We start from the raw sequence: 22,812 nt of genomic DNA on the forward strand, positions 1-22,812 counted from the left end.
ACTACTCACCTCAGGAAAATAACAATCTTTTACTAAATTTATTTTACTAGAGATGTCGAGATACGTCAGTATATTTCAACCTAGACAATTGGTGGTATTCATTTTATTGAGTTGGGTATGAGAGTTGGGACGAAGTGCCTGTCCCCTCGTCCCTGTTCATTTTACTGTGCTGAGAGTGAGTTGGGACAAAGTACCTGTCCCCTCGTGTGCCCTCGAGTGACTTTTGTCACATTCTTATTCTAGCCTACAAGCTATAATCAGTTTATCATTTTAATTTACTATATTTTTTACATCAGAGGAGATTTATAAATGAAAAAGTCATTTCTATCTATTTTATTTTTAATCATGATAATCTTAACACCTAGCTTGGCAGGAGCACATGTGAAGTGGTTTACGAAGTTAGCGCCAGAGAAAATTTCAATTGAACAGATTTTATCACCTTTATTTATAGTTGTTGCTTTAATTAGCGCAGTTATTTTAGCATTACTTCCACAAATTATGGATAAATTGCTAGTTATTCCTTTTGCTGAAAAATTAGACACAAAGCTATCTGATTGGAGAAAATACTCAAGATATATTTTAAAATACGGTACCGCTTTATGTTTAACGATACAAGTTGTAAGTGGAACAATGTTCGCACCTGAATTTCATATTGAACATACATGGCAAATGTTCTTTATGTGGATGACGATTGTAGCTTTAGTCATTCCTTCTCATTACGCGACAAAGCTTGGGGCCACAATGATGTTTGTTTTATTTTCTTATATATGGATGAATACTGGCTGGTTTCATATGCTGGATTACGGATTTTATATTGCAATTATTGGGGTTCTTTTAATTGGACAAACAAAATTTGAAAACTGGGGATTTCCTTTTTTATATTTAGGAACTGGTTTAAGCTTATGCTGGGTTGCGGTAGAAAAATGGGTTTATCCTTCAATGACCTTGGACATAATTCATCACCATGGAGTGCCTACATTTGGCTTTGACCCTGTTTCCTTCACAGTGTTGGCAGCATTTATCGAGTTTTTAATAGGATATTTGTTAGTTATTGGAATTTTAAATCGCTTATTAGGTTTGGTTGTGACGATTGTATTTGTTCTAACAACCATGCTATTTGGAGTTACCGAAGTAATTGGACATGCGATGATTCACGTAATTCTTGTCATCTTTATTATTGAAGGTGTATCCTTCTATCAACCTCCAATTAAAATTCATAAAACAAGATGGGACCAAATGATTTTTGTTTTCCTAAACTTCATCTTTGTTCTCTCTACTTTCTTGCTGATTTATTATCGATTTGCCTAAAGTGGGACGAGGGGACAGGTTCATTGTCCCATGTTTAAACACCGGGACAGTGAACCTGTCCCGGTGTCCCTTTCGTTTTTAGCGTTGCTGTTAGGAGTACCAAAAATTTGATTATCGGCTGTTACTTGCGCTCCCTCTTGGAACTTTTCTTTTGTTTTTTTCATCATTTTTCACCTCCTCCTTTTTCTCCTCTTACTTTTTCTATTAAATATTGTACTCCATACAACAAATACGCTTTATAGTGAATATACAGAAAAAATTTAGGATAGCTTAATCGATTCAAACGGAAAATTTTTATTTTGTGAAGAAATGGAATAAAGAGAAAAGCGAATAAACCGTTAAAAATAGCATTTACTAATACAAACTTTTTAAAGTTTCCATATGTATACTTAAGTATCCACATTGAAGCTGGTATGTATGGACCAACATCAAAAGGAAGTTCATCTCTTACAAAATTTTTGGGCTTATCATAAAAGGTCCAATACTTTTTTCTACGTCCATTGATATGACTAAAAATTTCATACATACCTATTAATGCACTCGAAAGAGAATATCTCTTCAAACTTTGCTTACCTATAAATAGTACAGATAACCATGGAATGACGATTATCGATAAATTAAATAGTTTGTGTTTCTTTGAAGTCATACGATACACCGACCTTACATTTTTCAATAATATCTAGCTTATCCAAATAACATTTTAATCATGTACTTAGTTTAAATAGTACAACCTCTTTTAAGGTAGTACCTTGTAAAAAAAGACATTTCCTTGGTTAGGGGATATGTCTTTTTGAATAATTCTTATTAATTTAAGCTAAAAGATTGACGGGAATCATCTTTAGCCAAGCTCTTTCCCTTCACCTGCTTTAACGTAGCTACGATAAGAAAACTCACAATCACTAGTAACAGCCATGAACTCACCTTTCCTAAATGAACAAGACTCCACGCTTCTGTTTGGTTTGGATATTTCCAAGCTCCAAAGAAGGTTGCGATATTTTCTGCTATCCATATAAAAAATCCAATGAGCACAAATGATAGTGCGATTGGCATGCGATAGCGAGTTCCATTTATCTCATAAAAGACTAATGATTTCCAAAAGACAATAATAACAAGTCCCGATAACCACCATCGGATATCAATCCAAAAGTGGTGAGTGAAGAAATTCAAATAAATTGCAGCCGCAAGTGGTACTACCATCTTTAACGGAGGCCACTTCACGAGTTCAACATTAAGTCTTCTCCAGGCCTGACAAAGATAACTCGCTACACTCGCGTACATGAATCCACTATACAAAGGCACTCCAAGGATTTTTGAGTACCCTTCCTCAGGATAAGACCAAGAACCCATATGTACTTTAAAAAGTTCAAGTGCAAGTCCAATAAGGTGGAACACTGTGATTACCTTTAATTCATCCTTTGTTTCAAGTCTAGAACGAACCATCCACCACTGCATCAAAAGACAAATAATAAGCAGCCAATCGTAACGTGGAATAAAAGGAAGTGGAATAACTTGTGTAATAGCCAAAGAGGCAAAAATAACGACAGGAAACAAACAAGATAATGCCTGCTCCCACCCAAAACGAACAAGTTGTTTTAGTACTCTCATACTTTCTGCCTCCAACTTTCTTTAAGTATCTTTTTCTTATTCGGTATCTTCATAACTTCTGTACTCTAAAATATCTCCAGGCTGACAATCTAACGCTTTACAAATTGCATCTAAAGTTGATAGGCGAATGGCTTTTGCCTTTCCATTTTTCAAGATCGATAGGTTCGCCATTGTAATACCAACCCGCTCCGAAAGCTCTGTTACGCTCATTTTCCTTTTAGCCAACATCACATCAACATTGATAATAATTGCCATATTTATCACCTCAAACCGTTAAGTCATTTTCTGATTTTATATCAATCGCTTCTTTTAACAGTTTTTGAAGAACAGCAGCAAAGACTGCGATGACCATCGAAGCAAATGGAACAATCAATCCAACGAAGATAACACCTGGGGCATCATCTATTTCCGCAAAAAGATAGAAAAGCGGTAACACAAGCACATGCAACCCACTGATCGTAATTGCACAATATTTGATTTTTCTTAGGGCTTTAACAGACAAATCAGAGAAAGCTTCATTTTTGTCAATATAACGTAAAAGCTTAAACGCCTGAAACAGCGCAAAGAAATAGGGTATGGCTGATGCGTAAAAAATAGCAGAAACGAGATATTGAATAAAAGCAACATCAGGCAGTAATTCTGAGGAAACATCCCCTAACTCAGGCACCAAAAATATACAAATAGCAAGAACTGGAAATCCCAAGAGAACAACTGCTATTTTTAGAAAAAGAGTTGACATAAGTTTCATAAAACACACCTCACATATTTGTTATCACATTGAATTTAACATAATATTTATCGTTTTACAATAAATTTTTATTAAGGGACATAGGGACAGGTACGTTGTCCCCAAAAATAGGTGTACTCGTTCCTTTTACGTGAGTGAAGTTGTCTTCATCAAATGCATTTCTGGGACAAGGAACCTGACCCCTTGTCTCTGATACAAAAAATGCTTGGAGACACAATGTTCCAAGCATTTTTGCTATTAAATGTGAATCACCGTTCGAATAGTACGGTAATTTGTAGTTTGTACTTCTAAACAAAACCTACCACACAAAAGTGATCAGTTTTCTTTTTGGCAGCACAAAGATTGGTGTATTAACACCTAACATATTTTCGTTTAAATCCAATTCTACCTTTATCAATTTCCTTTTGAATAGTATCAAATGCGTTCACAACACTGCTTTTTTTATTGTCGCGCTTTATTTCAACTGATCCAACTGCCTTTGCGGTTTCAACTGCCTTTTCATGCAGAGGCAAATAGGAAGTCCCTACTGTGTAAACAAAGTTATTCATTGAAGATTTCGTACGAGCAGGAGAATCATGGATTGTTTTTTCCACTTGATGGAGCATACTTTCAATCTTTTCTGAGGTAAATTCAGAGTCAGGACGATTCCCTAATAACCAGCAATAACAGCTCCAGCCTGCTGACATTCTAAGTTCTTCTCCGCTTGCAATCCATTTATCTGCAACTTCTTGGGCAATATCTGTTTCAGCTAGTGTGACGGCAACCACATAATCAGATAGCATATAAAAATAGGCGTCTTTTATCCACCGTTCAAAATCTGCGACAGTCATTTCAATCGGATTTGCAATCACACCGGCAAAATACATGGCATCATAGTTCCCTGTAGCATATAACTCCTCCGCTAAAGGCTGGTTTTTCTTAATTTTCTTTGCGATCGGTTTCATTTTTCCTGTAGGCACACCGAAAAGTGGCTCGTGCGCACCATTGCTTATGTAAGTTTTTTTAGTTCGTTCCGTTCCTAGCGCTTCTAGCTCCTGCATAACCGTTTCTAAATCCATTGTTCCACCCTTCCAATTTTAAAATGAAAAATCTCAAACATACCAAAAGATTATCATCCTTTCTAAAGTTATCAAAACAAAAAATGAATCCTTCACATTTTTTGTGATCACAATGCGTTGTTCAGTTTCACTATGAGACATAGGGACAGGTTTATTGTCCCACTCGGATATACAAAGTCCTTAATTTACTAGGAGAAGAAGCATGAGGTTTACCTATACAAATTTCTGTAAAAGATACTAATAAAAATAAGAAGGAAAACAGGTATGTTAAGCAATCATAACCTTAAGAATAAAGTAGCTGTTATCACTGGGGAAGTTTCCGGATTGGGGCGTGCGACTGCGTTTCGTTTAGTAAGTGAAGGTGCAAATGTATGTTTAGTAGATGTGAATTTAGATCATGTAAATAAGGTGAAGAAACAAATTATGGAAGCCGGTGGCAAGGCCCTAGCGAAAAAATGTGATATTAACTCATCAGAAGATATAAAAGAAGGAATGATGGAGGCGCACGATCTTTGGGGTCATATGGAGAAGTAACGGGGACAGGTTCACTGTCCCACTCCCCATTTTTCTAGTGATTCTGTTTAACTGGGACAGAAAACCTGTCCCTCTGTCCCTCCCTATGCTTGTGAAGTTAAAGGGTGTTTAAATTTTTTCGGGAGATTTGTTTCATTGTCACAGCGTATAAATAATACTTCACTTCCGTTAAATGTCTTTGTATTTGTATGTAAACCATCAACAGTGAAATGGTAGTGAATTTTCTTTGTAGATTCCAGCGAGATACAATTTACGATTTTTAATAGGTCAACTATCTTATGGCTAATCACATCATAAATATGAAGTTCATTTTCTTCTTCGACTATTTTGAAAATAACTATTACCTGTTCTTCTTCTAAATAATAAATATCATTTGGGAATGCATTTAGGCAGTAGAATAATAACAGTTCTTCTGTGTTCATTACTGCAAATTCATTTGAAATAGGCGATCGATTTTTAGCAAATTGATAGATAAATTGGAGGTCTTTAAAATTATTTCCATTTAACTTTATTAATTCAGTAGCATTAACATCAGTATGATGTGAATCAACGATGTTAGAAATAAATTGTGTTTCCTCTATTCTTTTAAACCCAAACTTCGGATAAAAGTCCAATACTGAATGATTTGCAAATAAATACATGATATCATATGAACCTTCATATTTTTCCAATACCTTGTTCATTAATTTTTTCGAAAGTCCTTTATTGCGATAATCAGGATGAGTCATCACCGTCCCTATCTGAATGCCTCGCTTAGTTTCTCCGTTTATTAAAATGTTCATGAAATTAACTGAAACATTAGCAACCACCTTATTTCCATCAGTATATGAAAATGGAATATACTTTTCTGTCCAAAACCCATTTGCAAACCAACTTTCAAAAGTAATACCGAAAATACTGTTTGCTAATTCATTAAAGCTCTGTCTTAAGTCATCTTTTTCCTTGTAATCACAGATAAATTCTAAAGTATCCATTTACACTTTCTCCCCATCAACCTCTATTTTTCTTCCCCTTTTTGCTCCATAACATTGTAAAGTTTTTTTACAAGATTCCTAAATTGCTTTACTTCCTCAACGGAAAATTCTGAATAATATTTCTCAATAAGATAGCTGTCTACTCTATTATAGTTTTCAAATAACAGATCCGCCTCGCTATCAAGAGATACAAATACCTCTCTTCTATTGTTGATATTTACTTGCCTCTTTAAATAGTTTTCTTTTTCAAGTCTTCCAATAAGTTGACTAACTGAACTTAATGATAATCCGGTTTGTTGACTGATTTCATTAACAGTTATGTTTTCAACATCTCGAACTATTTGTAAAATTAATAACTGTTTTTGTGTAATTTCATGATTAAATAAGGAATTAAATTCCATGACCATTTTTGTATTCACCTTAGAAAGAAATTCAAATGCTTCTCTTACATACATTTCACGTTCCATTGCAATAAGATACCCCCACAACACTTTATGTATATAAACTATTTATAAACGTAAAATATGTTTGTGTCAATATGTATCATGAAGATTTCCACTTGCTTACGTCAAATAAAAAATAAGAGCTCTGTCTACTTTCAGACAAAGCTCTTATACAATATCATTACCAATAATATGGAACAAAAGGATATGGTGGGTATGGGTAAAATAACGGTCGAGGTGCTAACAAGGCTCCCGCTGCTAAACCAGTTAAAAATGGAAATCCAAAACCAAATCCAAACGGTCTTCCGAAACCGAAACCAAAACCAAACGGACGACCAAATCCAAATCCAGGTCGACCAAATCCAAATCTCTCATCTGCTCGATATAACTGGTTATTGCCTTCATAGTAATTTGTCATCATGTTCATGAACCTCCATTTCATTTACGTTCCTTATACACAGGTAAACGATTGAATTTGTCGTAAGCTTATTCCGAAAAATACCCATCTAAAGCCGGTCCAGCGGTACCCTGAAATGGATTGTTGGCCAATAAAGATTGGATAAAACCAAAATTGTTGATTACCGCTTAGCCATATATAAGTAAATCTAAACAAACATCTTCTAATACTACCTGGATCCACCGCAAATGCTTGTGCTTGCTGTGTTTGTTGAGGTACAAAAGATGGCGGTGGTGATGTTGGTGGTCCTGCTTGTGCTCCTTGACCAGGTTGTGTTGGTCCTCCTCCCGGTGTTCCTAAACCTGGTGGTGACATTGGTGCCCCACCGGGTGTCCCCTGACCTGGAGATGTGAAAGGAGGCGGTGAACTAGGAAAACCTGGCATAAATTGTCTTGCATCATAAGTAGTATATGGATAATCACTTACTTGATAGAGCCTATTACATGAACAATCATCCTGTTCATACATCCCTTGCCAATATAGCTGCTCTTGAGTTGGATACAAAAAGATCACTCCTAGATATTTTTCTCAATTTCATTCTATTCATTGGACATTCGTCTATAAACTTGTACTTGGAAAATTGTGTGAATACCTAGAAACTAGAATCTTTTTTAAAGATAAGCCACACTTACTTCTACCTCGAATACATGATGAAGTAGATCCTCACATCGCTAGATTTCATGGGCATATACACAGTCCAATCCATCATTTTTCACATAACAATAAACGAATGACATATCTAACTTTTATATTTTAATGTTAGGAGTGAAACAATGCCTTCTTTTAACCCAGAAAAGCTATTCGTTAATGTAATCCCTCCTGCTTCTTCTTTTAAGCCAATCGATGGAAGAAAATATACACTTACTCACTCTGACCTTACTGGTGAATTATTTTTGGATGTTGGTTATCTTTTCAACGAAAAGAAAATTAACCCGAAGATGCGGGATGAAGTATTAGCAGAATGGAGAAGATCAAAGCAAAACCAACTAAATTTAATAGGAAAAGCTTATGTTGATGGCGGAGAATTCAGTAAAGAAATAGCAGAAGTTCGATTTAACATCTTCAAGAAAGAAATGAATACAGCTTTAAAAGGAATCATTTATGGTGATCTTTCCTTTTTCGTAAACTATCCTCCCTTACTTGATGCACCAATATATATTTCCTTTGAATCAAATTATCCGGAATATCGGCAGGTTCTTTATTACGGGAATCCGAGAATCTATTTAAATAAAATTCAACCAACTCAACTCGATCATAGGTTAAACTTTCAATTTTAAATGACAGGAGGATTGAACATGATTAATTTTTACTCATTTCACGGAACTATTACAATGATTAGTGATTTTATAACAGGTCAAACTGGTGAAGAAGGTTGTTATAAATTAATTACAATACAAGATGATCTGGGTTCCATCGCAAATTTCGTTGTTTCACCCTCTACTTACATTGTTGATTATGTCATCTTGAATATAGGAGACAGAGTAACAGGTTATTATGATGGAAACGCACCAGTACCATTTATTTACCCTCCACAATATCGTGCACTTGTTATGGTAAAAGAAACTTCTTATCAGCAAGTGAAAGTAGACTATTTTAATAATGAGTTTGAAAGTCGTGATGGACAATTAAAACTAACTCTATCTCCGTATACACAAATCGTATTACCGAACGGGCAACCTTTTTCAAAAAAACCTGGCAACCGAAATCTAATTGTAATCTATGGACCTGCTACAAAAAGTATCCCGGCTCAGACATCACCTTATAGAATAGTCGTTTGGTGTTAATCTACTAAAAAACAATAAAAAAGAACAATGCTCCCCCCGCTCAAATATTAATCACCAATAATCTAAAAACATTGTAGAATCATAAGGTAATTTTCTATTCTAACCTTTAATCTCCAATATAAAATGTTAGTAATAAAAATGTATAGAAAAGACATAGAATCAACGCTATTTTTTGGCAATAGTATTTTTTCTTCGTTATCGTTTTTTGTGGAGTTCGATATGGTATTTAAAACAAAATTGTATGTTGGTTAAAAGTGGGACAGTACACCTGTCCCTTTTTCACTTTTTAATCTCAAAAATAAAAGACACATCCGATTTAGTGTGTCATGGAAGCTTAGTTTCTATTTTGTTTTATTTGATAAAGCCGTTTAAAATTTCTGAAACTACGCCAATATTTTGATCAGAGATCTTCATATCCTCATTCGTCAGATAGGCATAAAAATGTTCTTGATCAATTCTTCTTAATTCCAGCCATATTCCATCTTCTAACTGAAAAGCAAGACGTACTCCCATTTCTAGTAGATCTTCTTTCCGGCTTTTCGATTCTTGCTTTATTTGCCTAACGTTATAAATCTTTCCTTTACACAACATAAAATGTTGACATTGTGTTGGTGCTCCTTCTTTTCCATAAAAAGGCTTTTTTATACTGGTCTTTTACAGTAAATAACATTTTCCTCTAAGTGCAGTCATAATATATATCAATTACCTTATCGGAGGATGATCTATGTCCCTTTTGCCTATCGTTGTTTCTTCCATTTGTACAAGCATTGGAGCTCTCCCAGTTTTGTTTATCAAAAACCTTTCACACAAAGGAAAAGATGTGACATTAGCTTTTACGGCTGGGATCATGGTTGCCGCTTCATCATATGGCTAATTCCATCTGCTATAAAGCTCTCAGATATTACGACTTTAGTGATTGGTATCTTAATTGGTACCTTGGTTCTTACTTTAATAGAAAGTGTTATTCCTCACACTGATTTAGATCACTCTAAACATCCCGTAGGACAAGCTCATGTGTTATTATTTATGATCGCTATGTCGATTCATAATTTTCCTGAAGAGCTATCTGTTGGAATATCCAATGTAAGTAGTAATCTTGAGATAGGATCTTTAGTTGCGTTTGCAATAGGATTACAAAACATTCCAGAAGGTTTTTTAGTAGCTTTATTCTTGGTTACACAGGGAATAAATCGGCTGAAGGCTATTGTGTTTTCTGCTGTGACCGGATTAATAGAGTTATTTGCGGGGATGTTCGGCTATTTATTTGGTGAATTCTTTCAACCTGTTGTACCATATGGACTCGCATTTGCAGCAGGTTCTATGCTATTTGTAGTTTACAAGGAATTAATTCCCGAAAGTCATGGAGATGGTAATGAAAGAGCGTCAACTATTACCTTTATTTTTGGATTTATTACGATGATTTGCTTGACGGAATTTTTTAGGTAGGTTCAAGCAGGCTCTACAAATTAAATTTAAGCAAAAGGAAAGAGCATCCTAAGTACAAGGAATGCTCTTATTTGAATTTATGTTATCACAGGTTTCAAGTAGAATCCTACTAGATCCAACTTTCTTTAAAATCCTCAATATATGTACGTATATTTGTAGGCTTTTTTCCTGTTACTTTTTCATAGTCATGCTTGATTCCCTTTGCTAGCCCAAGCTTTGTGGGGATATGAACACCAACAACAACATTTACAAACGCTTCCTCTTCACCTATTTTTTTCATAAATTGTTTAAATTCTTTAACAGATGGATTTTCATATTGAATCTTTACACCAAGAACCCCGGTCATTATTTTTGCCACCTCGAAAAAATCGAGCGCTTCATTTCCTGTAATAACATACACTTTGTTTTTGTGCTTATCTCTTTCTCTATTAATGATATACAAGACACTTCAGCAAGGTCTCTTGTATCAACGAAGCTTGTTTTTCCTTTTCCTGCTGGAACAAAAATCCGCTGTCTTTCTTTAATTTCTTTGCAAAGAAAGTCATTTAAATTTTGCATAAAATACCCAGCACGAACAAATGTATAAGGAATTTCTGAGTTTCTTATTAACTTTTCCATTTTATAATGATGGATAAATGGCATGAATTGTACGTCTTTTAATGATAAATAGGCAATGTGTTGAATACCTTTTTCTCTTGCCTTTTTTAAAAAGATTTCAAATTGAAGATTTTCACCAGGCGGGTACAATAAAAAAATCCTGTCAACATTTGAAAGTGCCTCGTCAAACGAGCTGGGGTCTGTAAAATCAAGATTTACAAATTCATATGAATCACCGAACTTCTCCTTGGCCTTTTCCACATTTCGAACCCCACAAACCATCGGGATACCTTTATCTTTAAGATATTCTGCAACTTGTGAACCCATTTTTCCTGTAAATCCTGTTACTAAAATTTTCATAGTTGCTCTTTCCTCACTTTGCTATTTCTCTTCTATTATCATATTATTCAGATACGGAAAACTTACACCTTTTATTTAGGTCAACTCAGAGAGTCGCCTTTTTTGAGGGGAATTTTCTGCATACATCAATATTAATGACGAGGTGCTAATAACATCACGGAAACTCCTATTAAACATATCCCCGCACCAACCCAATCATAGACATCTGGTGTTTTTTTATCCATTCCCCACCCCCATAGGACAGATAAAATAATAAACACACCTCCATACGCTGCATACACTTTCCGAATGATGGGAAGGATTGAAAAGTTGCAATAACGCCGTATAAAGCCAGAGCTAGTCCTCCACCTACTCCCCAGTAAAAGGGCTTACCCTCTCTTAACCACAACCAAATTAAATATCCTCCGCCAATTTCAGCAATTCCTGCTAGGATAAACAGCAATATTGCACTAATCATTTTTAACACTCCTTACTAATTCTTAAATTATTTATATAGCTCTTACCTAAAATTCAAAAAATAAAAAGCACCTTCCACAAGAAATGTGCTTTTCTTAGCTTACCACTATTTGACTTTATAACGGCAAACAGCTATAAAATAATAATGTTAGCCGCTCCAGTCTGTTTCACATTCGTTTTCTTAATCTCTTGAAAAAGCTTTAATTAATAAGCACTAATGGAGGTCTACCCTTTCATGCTCATAATAGACAAAAATCAAAAAAGAAGTAGTTTACCAGATCATATTTTAGAAGGTTTGGATCTTAATATGGGGATGTATTCAGTTAAACACTATATTGCCCTTGTCACACTTTTAATGCTTGATGTGCCAATTTGTTTTAATTTACTATTAACAACATCTAAATACCCCGTATTTTTGTATCCAGCTCTTGTAATTCTAGGTGCAATACATATTTGGGCGATTCGACTACTCATAAAAAAATATAAACAGACACAAATCGAGTGTCTTCTCTACTTTGGCTTTTTAGGTTTCATTGGATCTTTTATTAATTTTTTCTTAATGATGGTTTCACATTTTTCCATCGGTATCACATCACCGCTTTATTTTGTTATTATGATATTTTTCTATTTTCTCTCCATTTTTCTATTTAGTATGAGAGAGCATAAAAAATACTCTTCGCTAAAATTTCGTAAAGTTAGATTTCCTTACTGGCAGGATTATGTTTCTATGTTTACCCCAGGTGTTGTTTTCGCTCTTTTTGTTCTTTTATCGGGGCCATATCCGCTTTTCCCACTAGGTATACTGTCTCTGTTTTTTTGCTGGACATTTGCTTACTTTTTTACTTTCTTTATGGCGAAAAGCTTTTATCGATATGTTTTTATTAAACGAAATATCTATCATGTTAGATTTGAAGATAAAGAGTTGAATCGTAAGTATCGAATGCAGAGGCAAAAGGAATAACAAGAAAAGACAAAAGACAGTTAAATAGTGTACACCCTTCCTACATAATAAAAATGGGACAGTTCACCTGTCCCTATGTCCCACTTACCCATTCAATGGTACTTGCAAGGATTTTAATAAATTCTTCATGTACTAACCCTTCTTGGTTATGAGCAGGTGTAAGACAGCATACTCGACCTTCACCATAATGATGAGACCAGCCTGCAATTGAGTTGCCATCTACTGATTGTGATTTTAAAAAGACATTTGTATTCTCTTCGTCTACTTTTACAAAATAATGTTCATCTAGAATTTCAAATGACACAGGACCAAACAAATCATTTCCTTCTAAACTAGTATATTTTACTTGAGCATGTTTAACAGGATGATATTCAAAATGTCCTTTTAACATTTTCGTATAGCTACTTTCAATGGAATAAGAAGCAAGTCCTGAATGCCAGGCTAACCATCCGCCTCCCTGGTTAACATATTGAGCAATGGCTTCTGCTACATCTTCTGTCATCCATGTTTCAACGTTTTCGTCGGTTGGATTGAGTCGATCTTCCTTAAATAAAATCACCGCGTCTGGTTTTTTTGACAATTCTTCTTGTATCTGACTTGTTTCAATGATCTTACATTCTAATTTTTCTTCTTTATTTAGTAACGATAACGCCATATTTAAGGCAGCGGTACTCCATTCCTTAGGGTGATAGTAATCACCTAATAGTGCAACAATTCTTTTCATACGAATCCCTCCTATAAAATCCCTATCATTTTTTAACCCCCAAACAGTGTTTGAGGGTCAATTTTTTATTGTGGCATTGCCTCTCCTTTAATGTTAATAAAAGAAGAGTTATGAATGATTTTCGTTTTTCTTTCAATAATATCCATAATACCATGTGCCGATTCCTCCGGTGTACCTGGAGCCTTCTCTCCACCCATATCTGTTTTGATCCAGCCAGGATGAACCGCATACACAGAAACCTCGTCATCTTTTAAATAATTTCTAAGCTGTTCGGAAAACATGTTTAATGCGCTTTTTGAAAGTGCATAAGGATAATCCCCGCCATAAGCATTTTGAAAACTTCCCGCTTCAGATGAAATGTTAATCACCGTTGAATCTGACTCTTTGTAGAGAAGCGGTAAGAAGTACTTCACCACACGCATCGGTCCAAAAAGGTTTATATTGAAGGTTTGCTCCACCTTTTCAATATCAATTTCTTCAATTGTTTTTGAACGCTCATCTAAAATTCCTGCATTGTTGATGATCACATCGAGCGAGATGTGATCTGCTCTCAGCTTTTCCGCTGCTGCTTGACAGGTTGATTCATCGGCTACATTAAGTTGTAGCAGCTTAACTTTATTTGGAAAAAGAGAGCTTAGATGATTAAGGGCATCACTATGTCTCTGCGGATTTCTTACTCCTGCAAAAACTGTGTGTCCCCTCTTTACCGCTTCTGTCGTAAGTGCCAGGCCTAACCCGCGGTTAGCACCTGTGATGAGTAATTTCATAATTGCCTCCTTAATTTTTCACTGGTTTTCTTCCTAGTTCTTGCAGTCCTAACATAACACCTAGCTGTGGAACCGAGTCGAAGAAGCAATAACGACCAACTCCATATTCTCCTTTATGTACTAAAGGAACACCCTTATCTTCTACAAAATTAATATGCTCTTCAAACCCATTAACCGTAAACGTTATAAACTGAACGCCTTGACCATGTTTTTGCTTAAACTCTGTATAAGGACTTGCTTCGTCAAGTGGCTCTAAAAGCTCGACTGTAACAGGTCCCATTTGAAGATTTGCTAATTTTACTCGGCCTGGAACATGTTCCCCCCGAAAGATGGTGTAAGTTTCACCTGTGGGATCAGGAGTATATTCCTCAGGTGGCAACATAATCTCAGGCATTTCAACACCAAATAATTGTGAAAAGTTTTTTGCAGCAGCATGAATATCATCAACGACTAAGCCTATTTTCATCAGATTGCTATTATCTATATTATTCAAAACTACTTCCTCCCTATTTATCATTTTCAAGAAGTTCGAACATAATCTTTAAATCCTTGAACGTGTCCATATACGCATAGCGTCCTCCTGTGTATTCCCCTTTTTGTACAAGAGGCATATTTTTCCCTTCCATTACGGCTACTTTTTCTTTCATTCCATCGATTATAAACGCAATATGATGTGGCCCTTCTCCATGTTCATTCAGGTGATTTCTCCACGTGCTCGGATGTTGATCCGGTTCAATTAATTCTAACTGAAGAGATCCCATATCAAAAAATGCCAGCTTTGAACGTGCTTCAGAAGTTGCTCCTTCGAATTCAGTTTGAGCCTTTTCCACTGAATCTGTCCAATTCCATTGCGGTTTTTCAACTCCAAAGAAATCCGCATAAGCCTGTGAAACAGTTTCTATATCATGAACTAAAATACCAATTTGAGCGATTACATTTGTACCTAACACACCATTTTGAGATTGAGTTTGATTTGACATACTTTTTCCTCTCCTTTTTAAATCATTTATATTTACAATGGAAAAACCATTGTCGTTCACGAGTATTAATCTTCAAATCCCCATTTTTTTGAAAGTTTAAAGAACGTCATTGTCATGAGCAAGGCGATAATTAGTAATATCCAGGCCTGTGCTGAAGCGTATCCCATATTGAAATACTGAAACGCATTTCGGTAAAGATAGAGTGAATAGAATAACGTCGAATTATCAGGTCCTCCATCGGTAATAATGAACGCTTCTGCGAATGATTGAAAGACGGCGATCATACCTGTTATGGAATTAAATAAAATCGCTGGTCTTAAACCTGGTAAGGTAATATGAAAAACTTTTTGAAGAACATTCGCTCCATCTATTGAAGCAGCTTCATATAAAGATTTCGGAATATCACCAAGTGCAGCCAAGTAAATTAAAATCATGTTTCCTGACATCCAAATGGCCATAATAATAAATCCTGGCTTTGCCCAGGTTTGACTTGAAAACCACCCTGGCCCATCGATTCCAACAAGGCCAAGAATTGAATTAACCACTCCAGAATCTGGTTGTAACACCCAAATCCACAAGATAGCTAAAACAACAAATGGAACAAGCGTTGGAATGAAGAAGACAACTCTGAAAAACGAAATTCCTTTAATATCCTTTGTGTTTAATAGAATCGCAATAAAGATTGTCACGACAGTTGTAAGTGTTAATCCCACAAAAATCATATACATGGTGTTTCCTAGAACGGTTATAAACAAATCATCTTCAAATAGAAGCTGCTTATAGTTGTTGAACCCTACAAATGATGGGTCAGAAATTAAGTTATACTCTGTCATCGAATAGTAGAGAGAACTAAACATTGGATAAGCTGTAAAACAGAGAAAACCGATAATCCATGGAGAAATGAATAGCAAACCATTTCTCATATTTCTTTTTTGTGAGTTCATTAAATAACACCTCCTGTTTTTTGATAAGAGTTTACTAATTAAAATTACCCACGGACACGGGACTGCGCTTGCCTGCGAACGTTTCTCTAGCTTCATTCATTTAAACAGGAAACTTTCTCTACCCTTTGGACCCTGTAAATGTAATTCCTTCAATAAAATAACGTTGTAGGAAGAAAAAGATAATAATGATTGGTAGAGTCATAGCCACACCGATGGCCATGAGTAAGCCCCATCGTGGATCATTTTGTGACATAATTTGCTGAACACCTAATGATAGGGTGTAGTGACTATTGTCACTTAAGAAAATTAACGGGCCAAGGAAATCTCGCCATGCTTCGATGAATTGAAAAATGATAACTGTTGCTAGAATCGGCTTTGATAGTGGAAGAATGACTTTCCAGAAAACGATAAACTCATTAGCGCCATCCATTTTAGCAGCTTCAGATAATTCTTTTGGTATGCCTTTGAAAAACTGTCGTAATAGGAAAATAAAGAATGCGTTTCCAAAAAAGTGTGGAACAATTAATGGATAGTAAGTGCCAATCCAACCAATTTCTTTAAATAAGAGGAATAAAGGAATCATGATAACTTGAAAAGGAAGCATCAATGTTGCTAAAACAACGATGAAAATGCCATCACGATATTTCCAATCAATTCTTGAAAAACCATAGGCAATGAGTGAATTAGAAAGAACTGCACCTATACATGTAAAAAAGACAATGATGAGTGTATTCTTTAGATATAAAAAGAATGGAAATGCGGTGAAAGCCTCAGTATAATTTGACCAATTTAGAACCTCAGGAATCCAAATGGGGGGATCAGCAAAAAGTTCCGTACTGCTTTTCAATGAGCCTGATATGAGCCAAACAAATGGTACAATAAATGCTAACGAAAATAGAATCAAAATCAAGTATACTGCTAACTTATTAAGCTTTTTATTCATTTTCCTTAGTGTGGTTGCTTGCTGTTGATTAGGGTGAACGTCACGTTGATGATTTGTTTCAGCCGCTGGAAGTGTCATAATTCAATGTCTCCCTCCTTACCGTTTTTGAAAAGCACCGGATTTTGAGTTAGTTAGCAAAATCCGGTGGCTCTACTTTACTTTTTCTCTAAAGTTTCTTGTAATTTATCCTGTGCCTTTTGAAGAAGCTGTGCAGGATCATCATGATCATAGATCACACCATCTCGTATACTAGTTAGTTCATCACCCATCTCACTTGCTACTGATGTAAGGGCAGGATGACCTGAATCTGATGAAGCAGCAACCTTTAGAACGGTATCATATACTGGATCATTTTCCCATTCAATCGCATCTGATTTTTCTTTCCATATGGAAATGGATCGCCAAATATTAATGTTATCCGCTAAGACTTTGTCTTGGTTTCCATATAAAGCAAAGTTAATAGCAGCTTGTGGATTTTTTGCTCCTTTTGGTACAAAAAAGACGTTTGTTCCAAACACACTAGCATCTTTTCTTCCATCTGGTGAAATTTAGGAATTGGTGCTACTTTATATTTAGTATCTGGAGAATAAATTTTCAACGCATTTGCAAACCAGTTTCCATTCACAGTCATAGCTACTTTCCCTTTCATGAATGGATGGTCTGGAGAAAATGCACCACCAAATCCTGAAGTGAATGATTTAATTTTCTCTGGATCATATTTCTTTGCATAAGTGTCCATCCATGTAAATGCCTCCACCATAGGCTGCTCATTCAATGTTACTTTTTTCGCGTCTGTGTCATACATAGTTGCACCAAACGCCCATGGCCATGTGTACGGATCTTCTCCAGCATCAATCCAAGGAATAAACCCTAACGTTTCGAAACTTCCATCATCTTTTACTTTCGTCAAAGCTTCAGCAGCCTTATCAAGCTCTTCAATTGTCTTTGGTGGGTTATCAGGATCTAGTCCTGCTGCTTCAAACATGTCAACATTATAGTAGAGTAAGTTTACATTGGAGTCTTGTGGAAGAATATATGTTTTTCCATCAGATGATTTCATTAAGTCTTTGAATCCATCTAAAACACTATTTTCATCAAAGCCTGCTTCCTTTAAGTAATCATCCAATGGTTCTAAAGCACCTTGAGCTGCTAGACTATAAGCAAGTTGATAGTCATTTCCATCTCCTAATACTAAGTCCGGTGGATTTCCTCCAGATATCGCAGATAACAACTTTCCATTTGTGATACCGTCTGGAACATATACAGCATTCACCTTTGCTCCTTCTTCTGCTTCATATGCTGCAATTCGGTCTTTATCCCATTTCTCAGAATCTCCTCCCCACGGATACCAGTATGTAAATTCTTTGGAGCTTTCGTTAGATGTTGATGAAGAGGAAGAATCTGAACTCGAACAACCTGAAAGGACTAAAATAAAGACAAGGAACGAAATAAAACTCAATGAGACAATTTTCTTCATGACTAAACCCCCTATTTTATGAAAAAATTTCCCCCAGACATTGAAAAAGTGACATGGTTTACAAGAAAATTATGTTTCCCCAGTAAACACCCCCTTTAAAGTTTTTGTGAACACGCGTTTATTTTTGGGTATATTGAATACTTTATACAAAGTTAGAGTCCTTGCTAATCAAAAAAGTAAACGCATACATTTATTAGCAAGGAAGCAGATTAAAGAGTAATGCACGACTCTCTTTCAATCAACTCAGAACCCATTACCACTTTAATCCCCTCTTTATTATCTTGTTCAATTGTGGTGATCACATCTTGAGTAAGTCTTTGCATCATTCCAGTAAAATCTGCTTTAAACGTTGTTAATGGAGGATGATATAACTGACTTAACACGTGATCATCAATACCAATAATGGATACATCTGATGGTACTTGGATCTTTTTTTCGTTAAGAGCTCGAATGGCCCCGAATGCAATGCTATCATTTGCTGCAAAAAACGCAGACGGCAATTCCGGATTTGTGTTTAAGAAATTTTTCATTGTTGTATAGCCACTTGTACTGCTAAAGTCAGATTGTAAGATCCATTCTTTTCTAATCGGTAAACCATGTTTCTTCATCGCTTTAAGATAGCCTTCATGTCGATTTAATCCGGCGTGCCTTTTAATATCACCATTGATAATGCCAATCTTCTGATGATTTAAACTAACTAAGTAGTCGACTGCTTTCATAGCACCACTTTCATTATCAAAGCTATAAACAATACGATTTGGTTCATTTCGGCCTGGTAAATCTTGATCAACAATTCCGATAATAAATCCTTCTGCAATCAGTTCTTCAATGAAAGGTTCATGATTATCAGCACCCATAAAAATACCCGCATCAATTCGATTTTGATAAAAAACAGTTTTGATTCGTTCGATATTTTTGGGAGATTTGCAGTCTTGTATTATATTGGTTAATACATAATAATCTTGAGACGATGCTTCTTCTATCACACTAGTAATTAGAGTATTGCTTGTTGGATCACTCGAAACACTGCCTTTATCAATAATAAATAATCCAATATTCCTCATGTTTTTGCCTGCAAGAACTTGTGCAGACATATCTGGGAAGTAATTATATTCTTTAATAACTTTCATTACTTTTTCTTTTGTTTCTGGTGGAACACTTTTGTAATTGTTTATGACTCTACTTACAGTACTTCTGGAAACACCTGCAAGTTGAGCAATTTGTGTGCTGTTAATTTTATTGTTTCTTTTCAATGTCTTTCCCTTCTCTCGTGAACACGCGTTTATTAATTTCTTTTATTCTACCTCCATAAATCATGGGTGTCAACAAACAGTTTTAATTTTCTGAAACTTTATTTGAACGCGCTTTCAGTATCTAATTTTACAATAATAAACTTTTACTCTCTATAAGAAATAGACATCAATAAAAATCTCGGAGTAACAACGTTCTAATAGCCTTTCACTATTTTCCCCTATATTTTTATATATTTTAAGAAAATAGTAAACCTTTCAAACTTATTAAAATCAATTTAAGATACATGAAAAGAAATTAAAAGGAAATATGTATTCAATGAATGTAGCATAGGGGTTATTAGGCTTTAAAATAGGATTTGAATGATTAAAAACGGGACAGTTCACCTGTCCCTATGTCCCTTTTATGAACTTTTCTAGTGTTTGGAGTTCTTCTGTTTGGGCAATTTGTTCGTTTGCTTTTATGTTATCGAGAGAGATTGCGATTAGGTGTTGTCTTGGATGTTTTGCCTCTGTTATTTCTTCTTGTATGAATTCTAGAAGCTCCGTGTATTTTTCATGGTTCTTTACTGCTTGGATTATTTTCTTCAAGTCTGAAATAGTTTGGATTAGTAATTCCTCTGAATATTTACTGTTATTTTTATCTCCTATTAGCGTTTCAACTAGTTCAGGGTTAAATAATTGCTCTTGCCTTTCAGATACTTCATCAACGATTGATTTCATTCTCTCAACACTATATCTTACAACAAAATCATAATCACGGTTTGATTCATAAGCTAATGAGTAATACCTCATGTTTTGCTGTAAAATCCCCAAAAACATAATCGCACAATCTAATAGAAAAGGTTGTTTTTCTTTCCCATATAACTCAATAAACCTCTTGTACGTCCATCGTATCGTTAGCCATTGTCCCTTTTTAATCGCTTGGTTTAATTCCTCATCCTTAATGAACGTAACTTCCTCAAGGAGTTTTAAGAGATTATTTTTTCGGTTTATTTCCATATGAAGCTTTACTTGATCTATGAAGATTTCTAAATCTGCTGGGTCTTTTCCAATTAATAAGGAGCTTCTCTCTTCTTCAATTCTTTTATAAATAGATGAAAAAATAGCAATTAATAATTCATTTTTTGAGGAAAAATAATTATAAAATGTTCCTTTAGAAATATTACTGAATTCTAAAATATCTTGTATGGAAGTCGCTTGAAATCCTTTTTCAATAAATAATTGATGCGCTTTTTTAATCACTCGTATTTTTCGTTCATTCATATTATCACCTTTTAGAAAACAAAAATAATTACATCTTTTTTATCCTATCTTAATTATGGTGATTACACAAACACATAAAAACATTTTTATAGACAAAAATAGATCTGATGTAATAAGATATAGTCTATGTGAACAAACGGTTCAACTATTTATACTGATTGTATAGGAGAGGAAAGTATGGAACAAACAGTAAATAAACAGCAAGAACAACGACCACCATATGGCCTATTAGCTGTATTAATGGTTGCTGCATTCATAGCGTTTTTAAATAATACACTATTGAATATTGCCCTACCATCAATTATGAACGATTTAAAGGTTGAGGCTTCAACCGTTCAATGGCTAACAACTGGATATATGCTAGTGAATGGAATATTAATTCCAACAACGGCTTTTTTAATTCAAAAATATTCCGTTCGAAAGCTCTTTATTGCTGCGCTAGCCTTATTTTTAACTGGAACAATTTTAGCTGGGGTTGCTCATGAATTTTCAATTTTATTAATAGGAAGAATGACGCAAGCATCAGGCTCTGCTATTTTAATGCCACTATTAATGAATGTAATGCTAGTAAGCTTCCCTGTTGAAAAACGTGGAGCAGCAATGGGAGTATTCGGTCTGATCTTAATGGGAGCTCCAGCAATTGGACCAACATTATCAGGCTGGCTTGTAGAACATTATAATTGGAGAATGTTATTCCACTTTGTTACACCAATAGCAGTAATAGTGTTCTTATTAGGTATTTTCTTAATTAAAGACAAAAAGCAAACAGTAAATATTACTTTAGATTACTTTTCTGTGGTTCTTTCAAGCGTAGGATTTGGAGGATTACTTTACGGATTTAGTTCGGCAGGAAGCAAAGGCTGGGACAGTCCATATGTTTATGGAACAATCATAGCTGGAGTAATTGGCTTAACATGGTTTATCTTAAGACAAATTAAGCAAGAAAAGCCGATGTTAAACTTTAAGATATTCAGATACCCGATGTATGCACTATCCGTTTCTATCTCTATGGTTGTCACAATGGCTATGTTTTCAGGTATGCTTTTATTGCCTATTTACACACAAAACTTACGTGGTATCACACCATTCGATGCTGGATTAATGTTATTACCAGGTGCCATTATGATGGCAGTCATGTCACCTATTAATGGTAGACTTTTTGATAAATATGGTGGTCGTGTTTTAGCGATTATTGGCTTAACGATTACAGTAATAACAAGCTATTTCTTCAGTCAGTTAACACTAGAAACAACTTACACAAATTTAGTCATTCTTTACACAGTTCGTATGTTTGGTATGTCTATGGTTATGATGCCTGTATCAACAAATGGTTTAAATCAATTACCAGCAAAATATTACCCACATGGAACGGCGATGAACAACACACTTCAACAAGTCTCAGGTGCAATTGGGACAGCACTCCTTGTTACAGCCATGTCAAATCGTGCTGAAACAAGAGGTCAAGAATTAGCTGAAGAAGCAACAAAAAATGCTAGTAGCATGACAACACAACCAACAGCTGAGCAAATTTCCCAAATGAAACAGCAAATTATGATGCAATCAACATTAGACGGTATTAACTTTGCATTCTATATTTCTGTATTTATTGCTGCACTTGCCCTTTTCTTAGCATTCTTCATTAAGAGAGCGAAGCAAGCAGATGATATTATTGAAAGTAAAGAAGCGATGAAGGCTATGCCGAAGTTGGCAGATAACAATTGATTAGAAGA

30 protein-coding genes and 1 pseudogene are annotated in these 22,812 nt (G+C 35.2%); 7 read left to right on the forward strand and 24 right to left on the reverse strand.

Translation table 11 applies throughout. The annotated features are described in order from the left end of the window. The first annotated feature begins 309 nt into the window (after positions 1-309). A complete protein-coding gene (locus MVE64_RS01755) occupies positions 310-1,308 on the forward strand; it encodes a hypothetical protein (RefSeq protein ID WP_247343190.1) in 999 nt (332 codons plus the stop codon). 20 nt (positions 1,309-1,328) lie between these two features. On the opposite strand, the gene MVE64_RS01760 is transcribed toward MVE64_RS01755, so the two are convergent. The 6 genes from MVE64_RS01760 to MVE64_RS01785 form a co-directional block, all read right to left on the reverse strand. Then, positions 1,329-1,475, reverse strand: coding sequence for a hypothetical protein (locus MVE64_RS01760; protein WP_247343192.1), 147 nt, complete (start codon positions 1,473-1,475; stop codon positions 1,329-1,331). Next, complete coding sequence (locus MVE64_RS01765; protein WP_247343195.1) at positions 1,472-1,954, reverse strand: hypothetical protein; 483 nt, start codon at positions 1,952-1,954, stop codon at positions 1,472-1,474. Before MVE64_RS01765 ends, MVE64_RS01760 begins: the two co-directional genes overlap by 4 nt. A gap of 158 nt (positions 1,955-2,112) precedes the next feature. Further along, complete coding sequence (locus MVE64_RS01770; protein WP_247343197.1) at positions 2,113-2,913, reverse strand: DUF817 domain-containing protein; 801 nt, start codon at positions 2,911-2,913, stop codon at positions 2,113-2,115. Between the two features lie 36 nt (positions 2,914-2,949). Next, complete coding sequence (locus MVE64_RS01775; RefSeq protein WP_247343200.1) at positions 2,950-3,168, reverse strand: helix-turn-helix domain-containing protein; 219 nt, start codon at positions 3,166-3,168, stop codon at positions 2,950-2,952. Positions 3,169-3,178: 10 nt separating this feature from the next. Next, the gene (locus MVE64_RS01780; RefSeq protein ID WP_247343202.1) at positions 3,179-3,661 is read right to left on the reverse strand and encodes a DUF2975 domain-containing protein; all 483 of its coding nucleotides are present in this window, start codon (positions 3,659-3,661) and stop codon (positions 3,179-3,181) included. Between the two features lie 350 nt (positions 3,662-4,011). Continuing rightward, positions 4,012-4,719, reverse strand: a complete 708-nt coding sequence (locus MVE64_RS01785) for a DNA alkylation repair protein (RefSeq protein ID WP_247343204.1) — start codon at positions 4,717-4,719, stop codon at positions 4,012-4,014. A 264-nt stretch (positions 4,720-4,983) separates the two neighbouring features. On the opposite strand from MVE64_RS01785, the gene MVE64_RS01790 reads away from it, so the two are divergent. Then, positions 4,984-5,253 (forward strand): SDR family NAD(P)-dependent oxidoreductase, encoded by a 270-nt coding sequence (locus MVE64_RS01790; RefSeq protein WP_247343207.1) that lies wholly within the window; start codon positions 4,984-4,986, stop codon positions 5,251-5,253. 83 nt (positions 5,254-5,336) lie between these two features. Here the strand turns inward: MVE64_RS01790 and MVE64_RS01795 are convergent, their stop codons facing one another. From MVE64_RS01795 to MVE64_RS01810, 4 genes are all read right to left on the reverse strand, one after another. Then, on the reverse strand, positions 5,337-6,227 hold the full coding sequence (locus tag MVE64_RS01795) for a GNAT family N-acetyltransferase (RefSeq protein ID WP_247343210.1): 891 nt from the start codon (positions 6,225-6,227) through the stop codon (positions 5,337-5,339). A gap of 23 nt (positions 6,228-6,250) precedes the next feature. Beyond that, the gene (locus MVE64_RS01800) at positions 6,251-6,694 is read right to left on the reverse strand and encodes a MarR family winged helix-turn-helix transcriptional regulator (protein WP_247343212.1); all 444 of its coding nucleotides are present in this window, start codon (positions 6,692-6,694) and stop codon (positions 6,251-6,253) included. A gap of 157 nt (positions 6,695-6,851) precedes the next feature. Next, positions 6,852-7,097, reverse strand: a complete 246-nt coding sequence (locus MVE64_RS01805; RefSeq protein WP_379053602.1) for a spore coat protein — start codon at positions 7,095-7,097, stop codon at positions 6,852-6,854. A 24-nt stretch (positions 7,098-7,121) separates the two neighbouring features. Beyond that, positions 7,122-7,631, reverse strand: a complete 510-nt coding sequence (locus MVE64_RS01810; protein ID WP_247343214.1) for a hypothetical protein — start codon at positions 7,629-7,631, stop codon at positions 7,122-7,124. A gap of 269 nt (positions 7,632-7,900) precedes the next feature. Between MVE64_RS01810 and MVE64_RS01815 the strand changes: the two genes are divergently transcribed. Further along, positions 7,901-8,404, forward strand: a complete 504-nt coding sequence (locus MVE64_RS01815) for a staygreen family protein (RefSeq protein ID WP_247343216.1) — start codon at positions 7,901-7,903, stop codon at positions 8,402-8,404. Between the two features lie 18 nt (positions 8,405-8,422). Next, positions 8,423-8,911 (forward strand): hypothetical protein, encoded by a 489-nt coding sequence (locus MVE64_RS01820; protein ID WP_247343219.1) that lies wholly within the window; start codon positions 8,423-8,425, stop codon positions 8,909-8,911. A gap of 351 nt (positions 8,912-9,262) precedes the next feature. Here the strand turns inward: MVE64_RS01820 and MVE64_RS01825 are convergent, their stop codons facing one another. Further along, positions 9,263-9,424 (reverse strand): hypothetical protein, encoded by a 162-nt coding sequence (locus tag MVE64_RS01825; RefSeq protein WP_247343221.1) that lies wholly within the window; start codon positions 9,422-9,424, stop codon positions 9,263-9,265. A gap of 204 nt (positions 9,425-9,628) precedes the next feature. On the opposite strand from MVE64_RS01825, the gene MVE64_RS01830 reads away from it, so the two are divergent. Then, entirely contained in the window at positions 9,629-10,357 is a 729-nt protein-coding gene (locus MVE64_RS01830; RefSeq protein WP_345740736.1) for a ZIP family metal transporter, read from the forward strand. A gap of 109 nt (positions 10,358-10,466) precedes the next feature. On the opposite strand, the gene MVE64_RS27705 is transcribed toward MVE64_RS01830, so the two are convergent. The 3 genes and pseudogenes from MVE64_RS27705 to MVE64_RS01840 form a co-directional block, all read right to left on the reverse strand. Next, entirely contained in the window at positions 10,467-10,703 is a 237-nt protein-coding gene (locus tag MVE64_RS27705) for a Rossmann-fold NAD(P)-binding domain-containing protein (protein WP_345740737.1), read from the reverse strand. Then, positions 10,703-11,314: an NmrA family NAD(P)-binding protein gene (locus MVE64_RS01835; RefSeq protein ID WP_345740738.1), complete on the reverse strand. Its 612-nt coding sequence runs from the start codon at positions 11,312-11,314 to the stop codon at positions 10,703-10,705. Before MVE64_RS01835 ends, MVE64_RS27705 begins: the two co-directional genes overlap by 1 nt. A 131-nt stretch (positions 11,315-11,445) precedes the next feature. Further along, positions 11,446-11,771, reverse strand: a pseudogene (locus MVE64_RS01840) (YnfA family protein). 234 nt (positions 11,772-12,005) lie between these two features. Here MVE64_RS01840 and MVE64_RS01845 point away from each other — a divergent pair. Continuing rightward, the gene (locus MVE64_RS01845) at positions 12,006-12,731 is read left to right on the forward strand and encodes a hypothetical protein (protein ID WP_247343222.1); all 726 of its coding nucleotides are present in this window, start codon (positions 12,006-12,008) and stop codon (positions 12,729-12,731) included. Between the two features lie 73 nt (positions 12,732-12,804). Here the strand turns inward: MVE64_RS01845 and MVE64_RS01850 are convergent, their stop codons facing one another. The 10 genes from MVE64_RS01850 to MVE64_RS01895 all read right to left on the reverse strand — a co-directional run bounded on the left by MVE64_RS01850 (position 12,805) and on the right by MVE64_RS01895 (position 21,082). Next, on the reverse strand, positions 12,805-13,455 hold the full coding sequence (locus tag MVE64_RS01850; protein WP_247343224.1) for a ThuA domain-containing protein: 651 nt from the start codon (positions 13,453-13,455) through the stop codon (positions 12,805-12,807). A gap of 65 nt (positions 13,456-13,520) precedes the next feature. After that, positions 13,521-14,222: an SDR family oxidoreductase gene (locus MVE64_RS01855; protein WP_247343226.1), complete on the reverse strand. Its 702-nt coding sequence runs from the start codon at positions 14,220-14,222 to the stop codon at positions 13,521-13,523. A gap of 10 nt (positions 14,223-14,232) precedes the next feature. Beyond that, complete coding sequence (locus tag MVE64_RS01860) at positions 14,233-14,715, reverse strand: VOC family protein (protein ID WP_247343227.1); 483 nt, start codon at positions 14,713-14,715, stop codon at positions 14,233-14,235. A gap of 13 nt (positions 14,716-14,728) precedes the next feature. Then, a complete protein-coding gene (locus tag MVE64_RS01865) occupies positions 14,729-15,202 on the reverse strand; it encodes a VOC family protein (protein WP_247343229.1) in 474 nt (157 codons plus the stop codon). 65 nt (positions 15,203-15,267) lie between these two features. Beyond that, positions 15,268-16,146 carry a carbohydrate ABC transporter permease gene (locus tag MVE64_RS01870; protein WP_247343231.1) on the reverse strand — a complete coding sequence of 293 codons (879 nt, stop codon included), beginning with the start codon at positions 16,144-16,146 and terminating at the stop codon, positions 15,268-15,270. 118 nt (positions 16,147-16,264) lie between these two features. Next, positions 16,265-17,167, reverse strand: a complete 903-nt coding sequence (locus MVE64_RS01875; RefSeq protein ID WP_247343233.1) for a carbohydrate ABC transporter permease — start codon at positions 17,165-17,167, stop codon at positions 16,265-16,267. Positions 17,168-17,244: 77 nt separating this feature from the next. Further along, on the reverse strand, positions 17,245-17,607 hold the full coding sequence (locus tag MVE64_RS01880; RefSeq protein WP_247343235.1) for a type 2 periplasmic-binding domain-containing protein: 363 nt from the start codon (positions 17,605-17,607) through the stop codon (positions 17,245-17,247). Beyond that, positions 17,511-18,566, reverse strand: a complete 1,056-nt coding sequence (locus tag MVE64_RS01885; protein WP_247343237.1) for an extracellular solute-binding protein — start codon at positions 18,564-18,566, stop codon at positions 17,511-17,513. Before MVE64_RS01885 ends, MVE64_RS01880 begins: the two co-directional genes overlap by 97 nt. Positions 18,567-18,775: 209 nt before the next feature. Then, the gene (locus MVE64_RS01890; protein ID WP_247343239.1) at positions 18,776-19,819 is read right to left on the reverse strand and encodes a LacI family DNA-binding transcriptional regulator; all 1,044 of its coding nucleotides are present in this window, start codon (positions 19,817-19,819) and stop codon (positions 18,776-18,778) included. Positions 19,820-20,209: 390 nt separating this feature from the next. Next, positions 20,210-21,082: a TetR/AcrR family transcriptional regulator gene (locus MVE64_RS01895; RefSeq protein ID WP_247343241.1), complete on the reverse strand. Its 873-nt coding sequence runs from the start codon at positions 21,080-21,082 to the stop codon at positions 20,210-20,212. Between the two features lie 177 nt (positions 21,083-21,259). Here MVE64_RS01895 and MVE64_RS01900 point away from each other — a divergent pair, with 177 nt between their 5' ends. Next, positions 21,260-22,804 carry a DHA2 family efflux MFS transporter permease subunit gene (locus MVE64_RS01900; RefSeq protein WP_247343243.1) on the forward strand — a complete coding sequence of 515 codons (1,545 nt, stop codon included), beginning with the start codon at positions 21,260-21,262 and terminating at the stop codon, positions 22,802-22,804. Positions 22,805-22,812 lie beyond the last annotated feature (8 nt).

The organism is Metabacillus endolithicus (genome assembly GCF_023078335.1).
Lineage (GTDB): Bacteria > Bacillota > Bacilli > Bacillales > Bacillaceae > Metabacillus > Metabacillus endolithicus.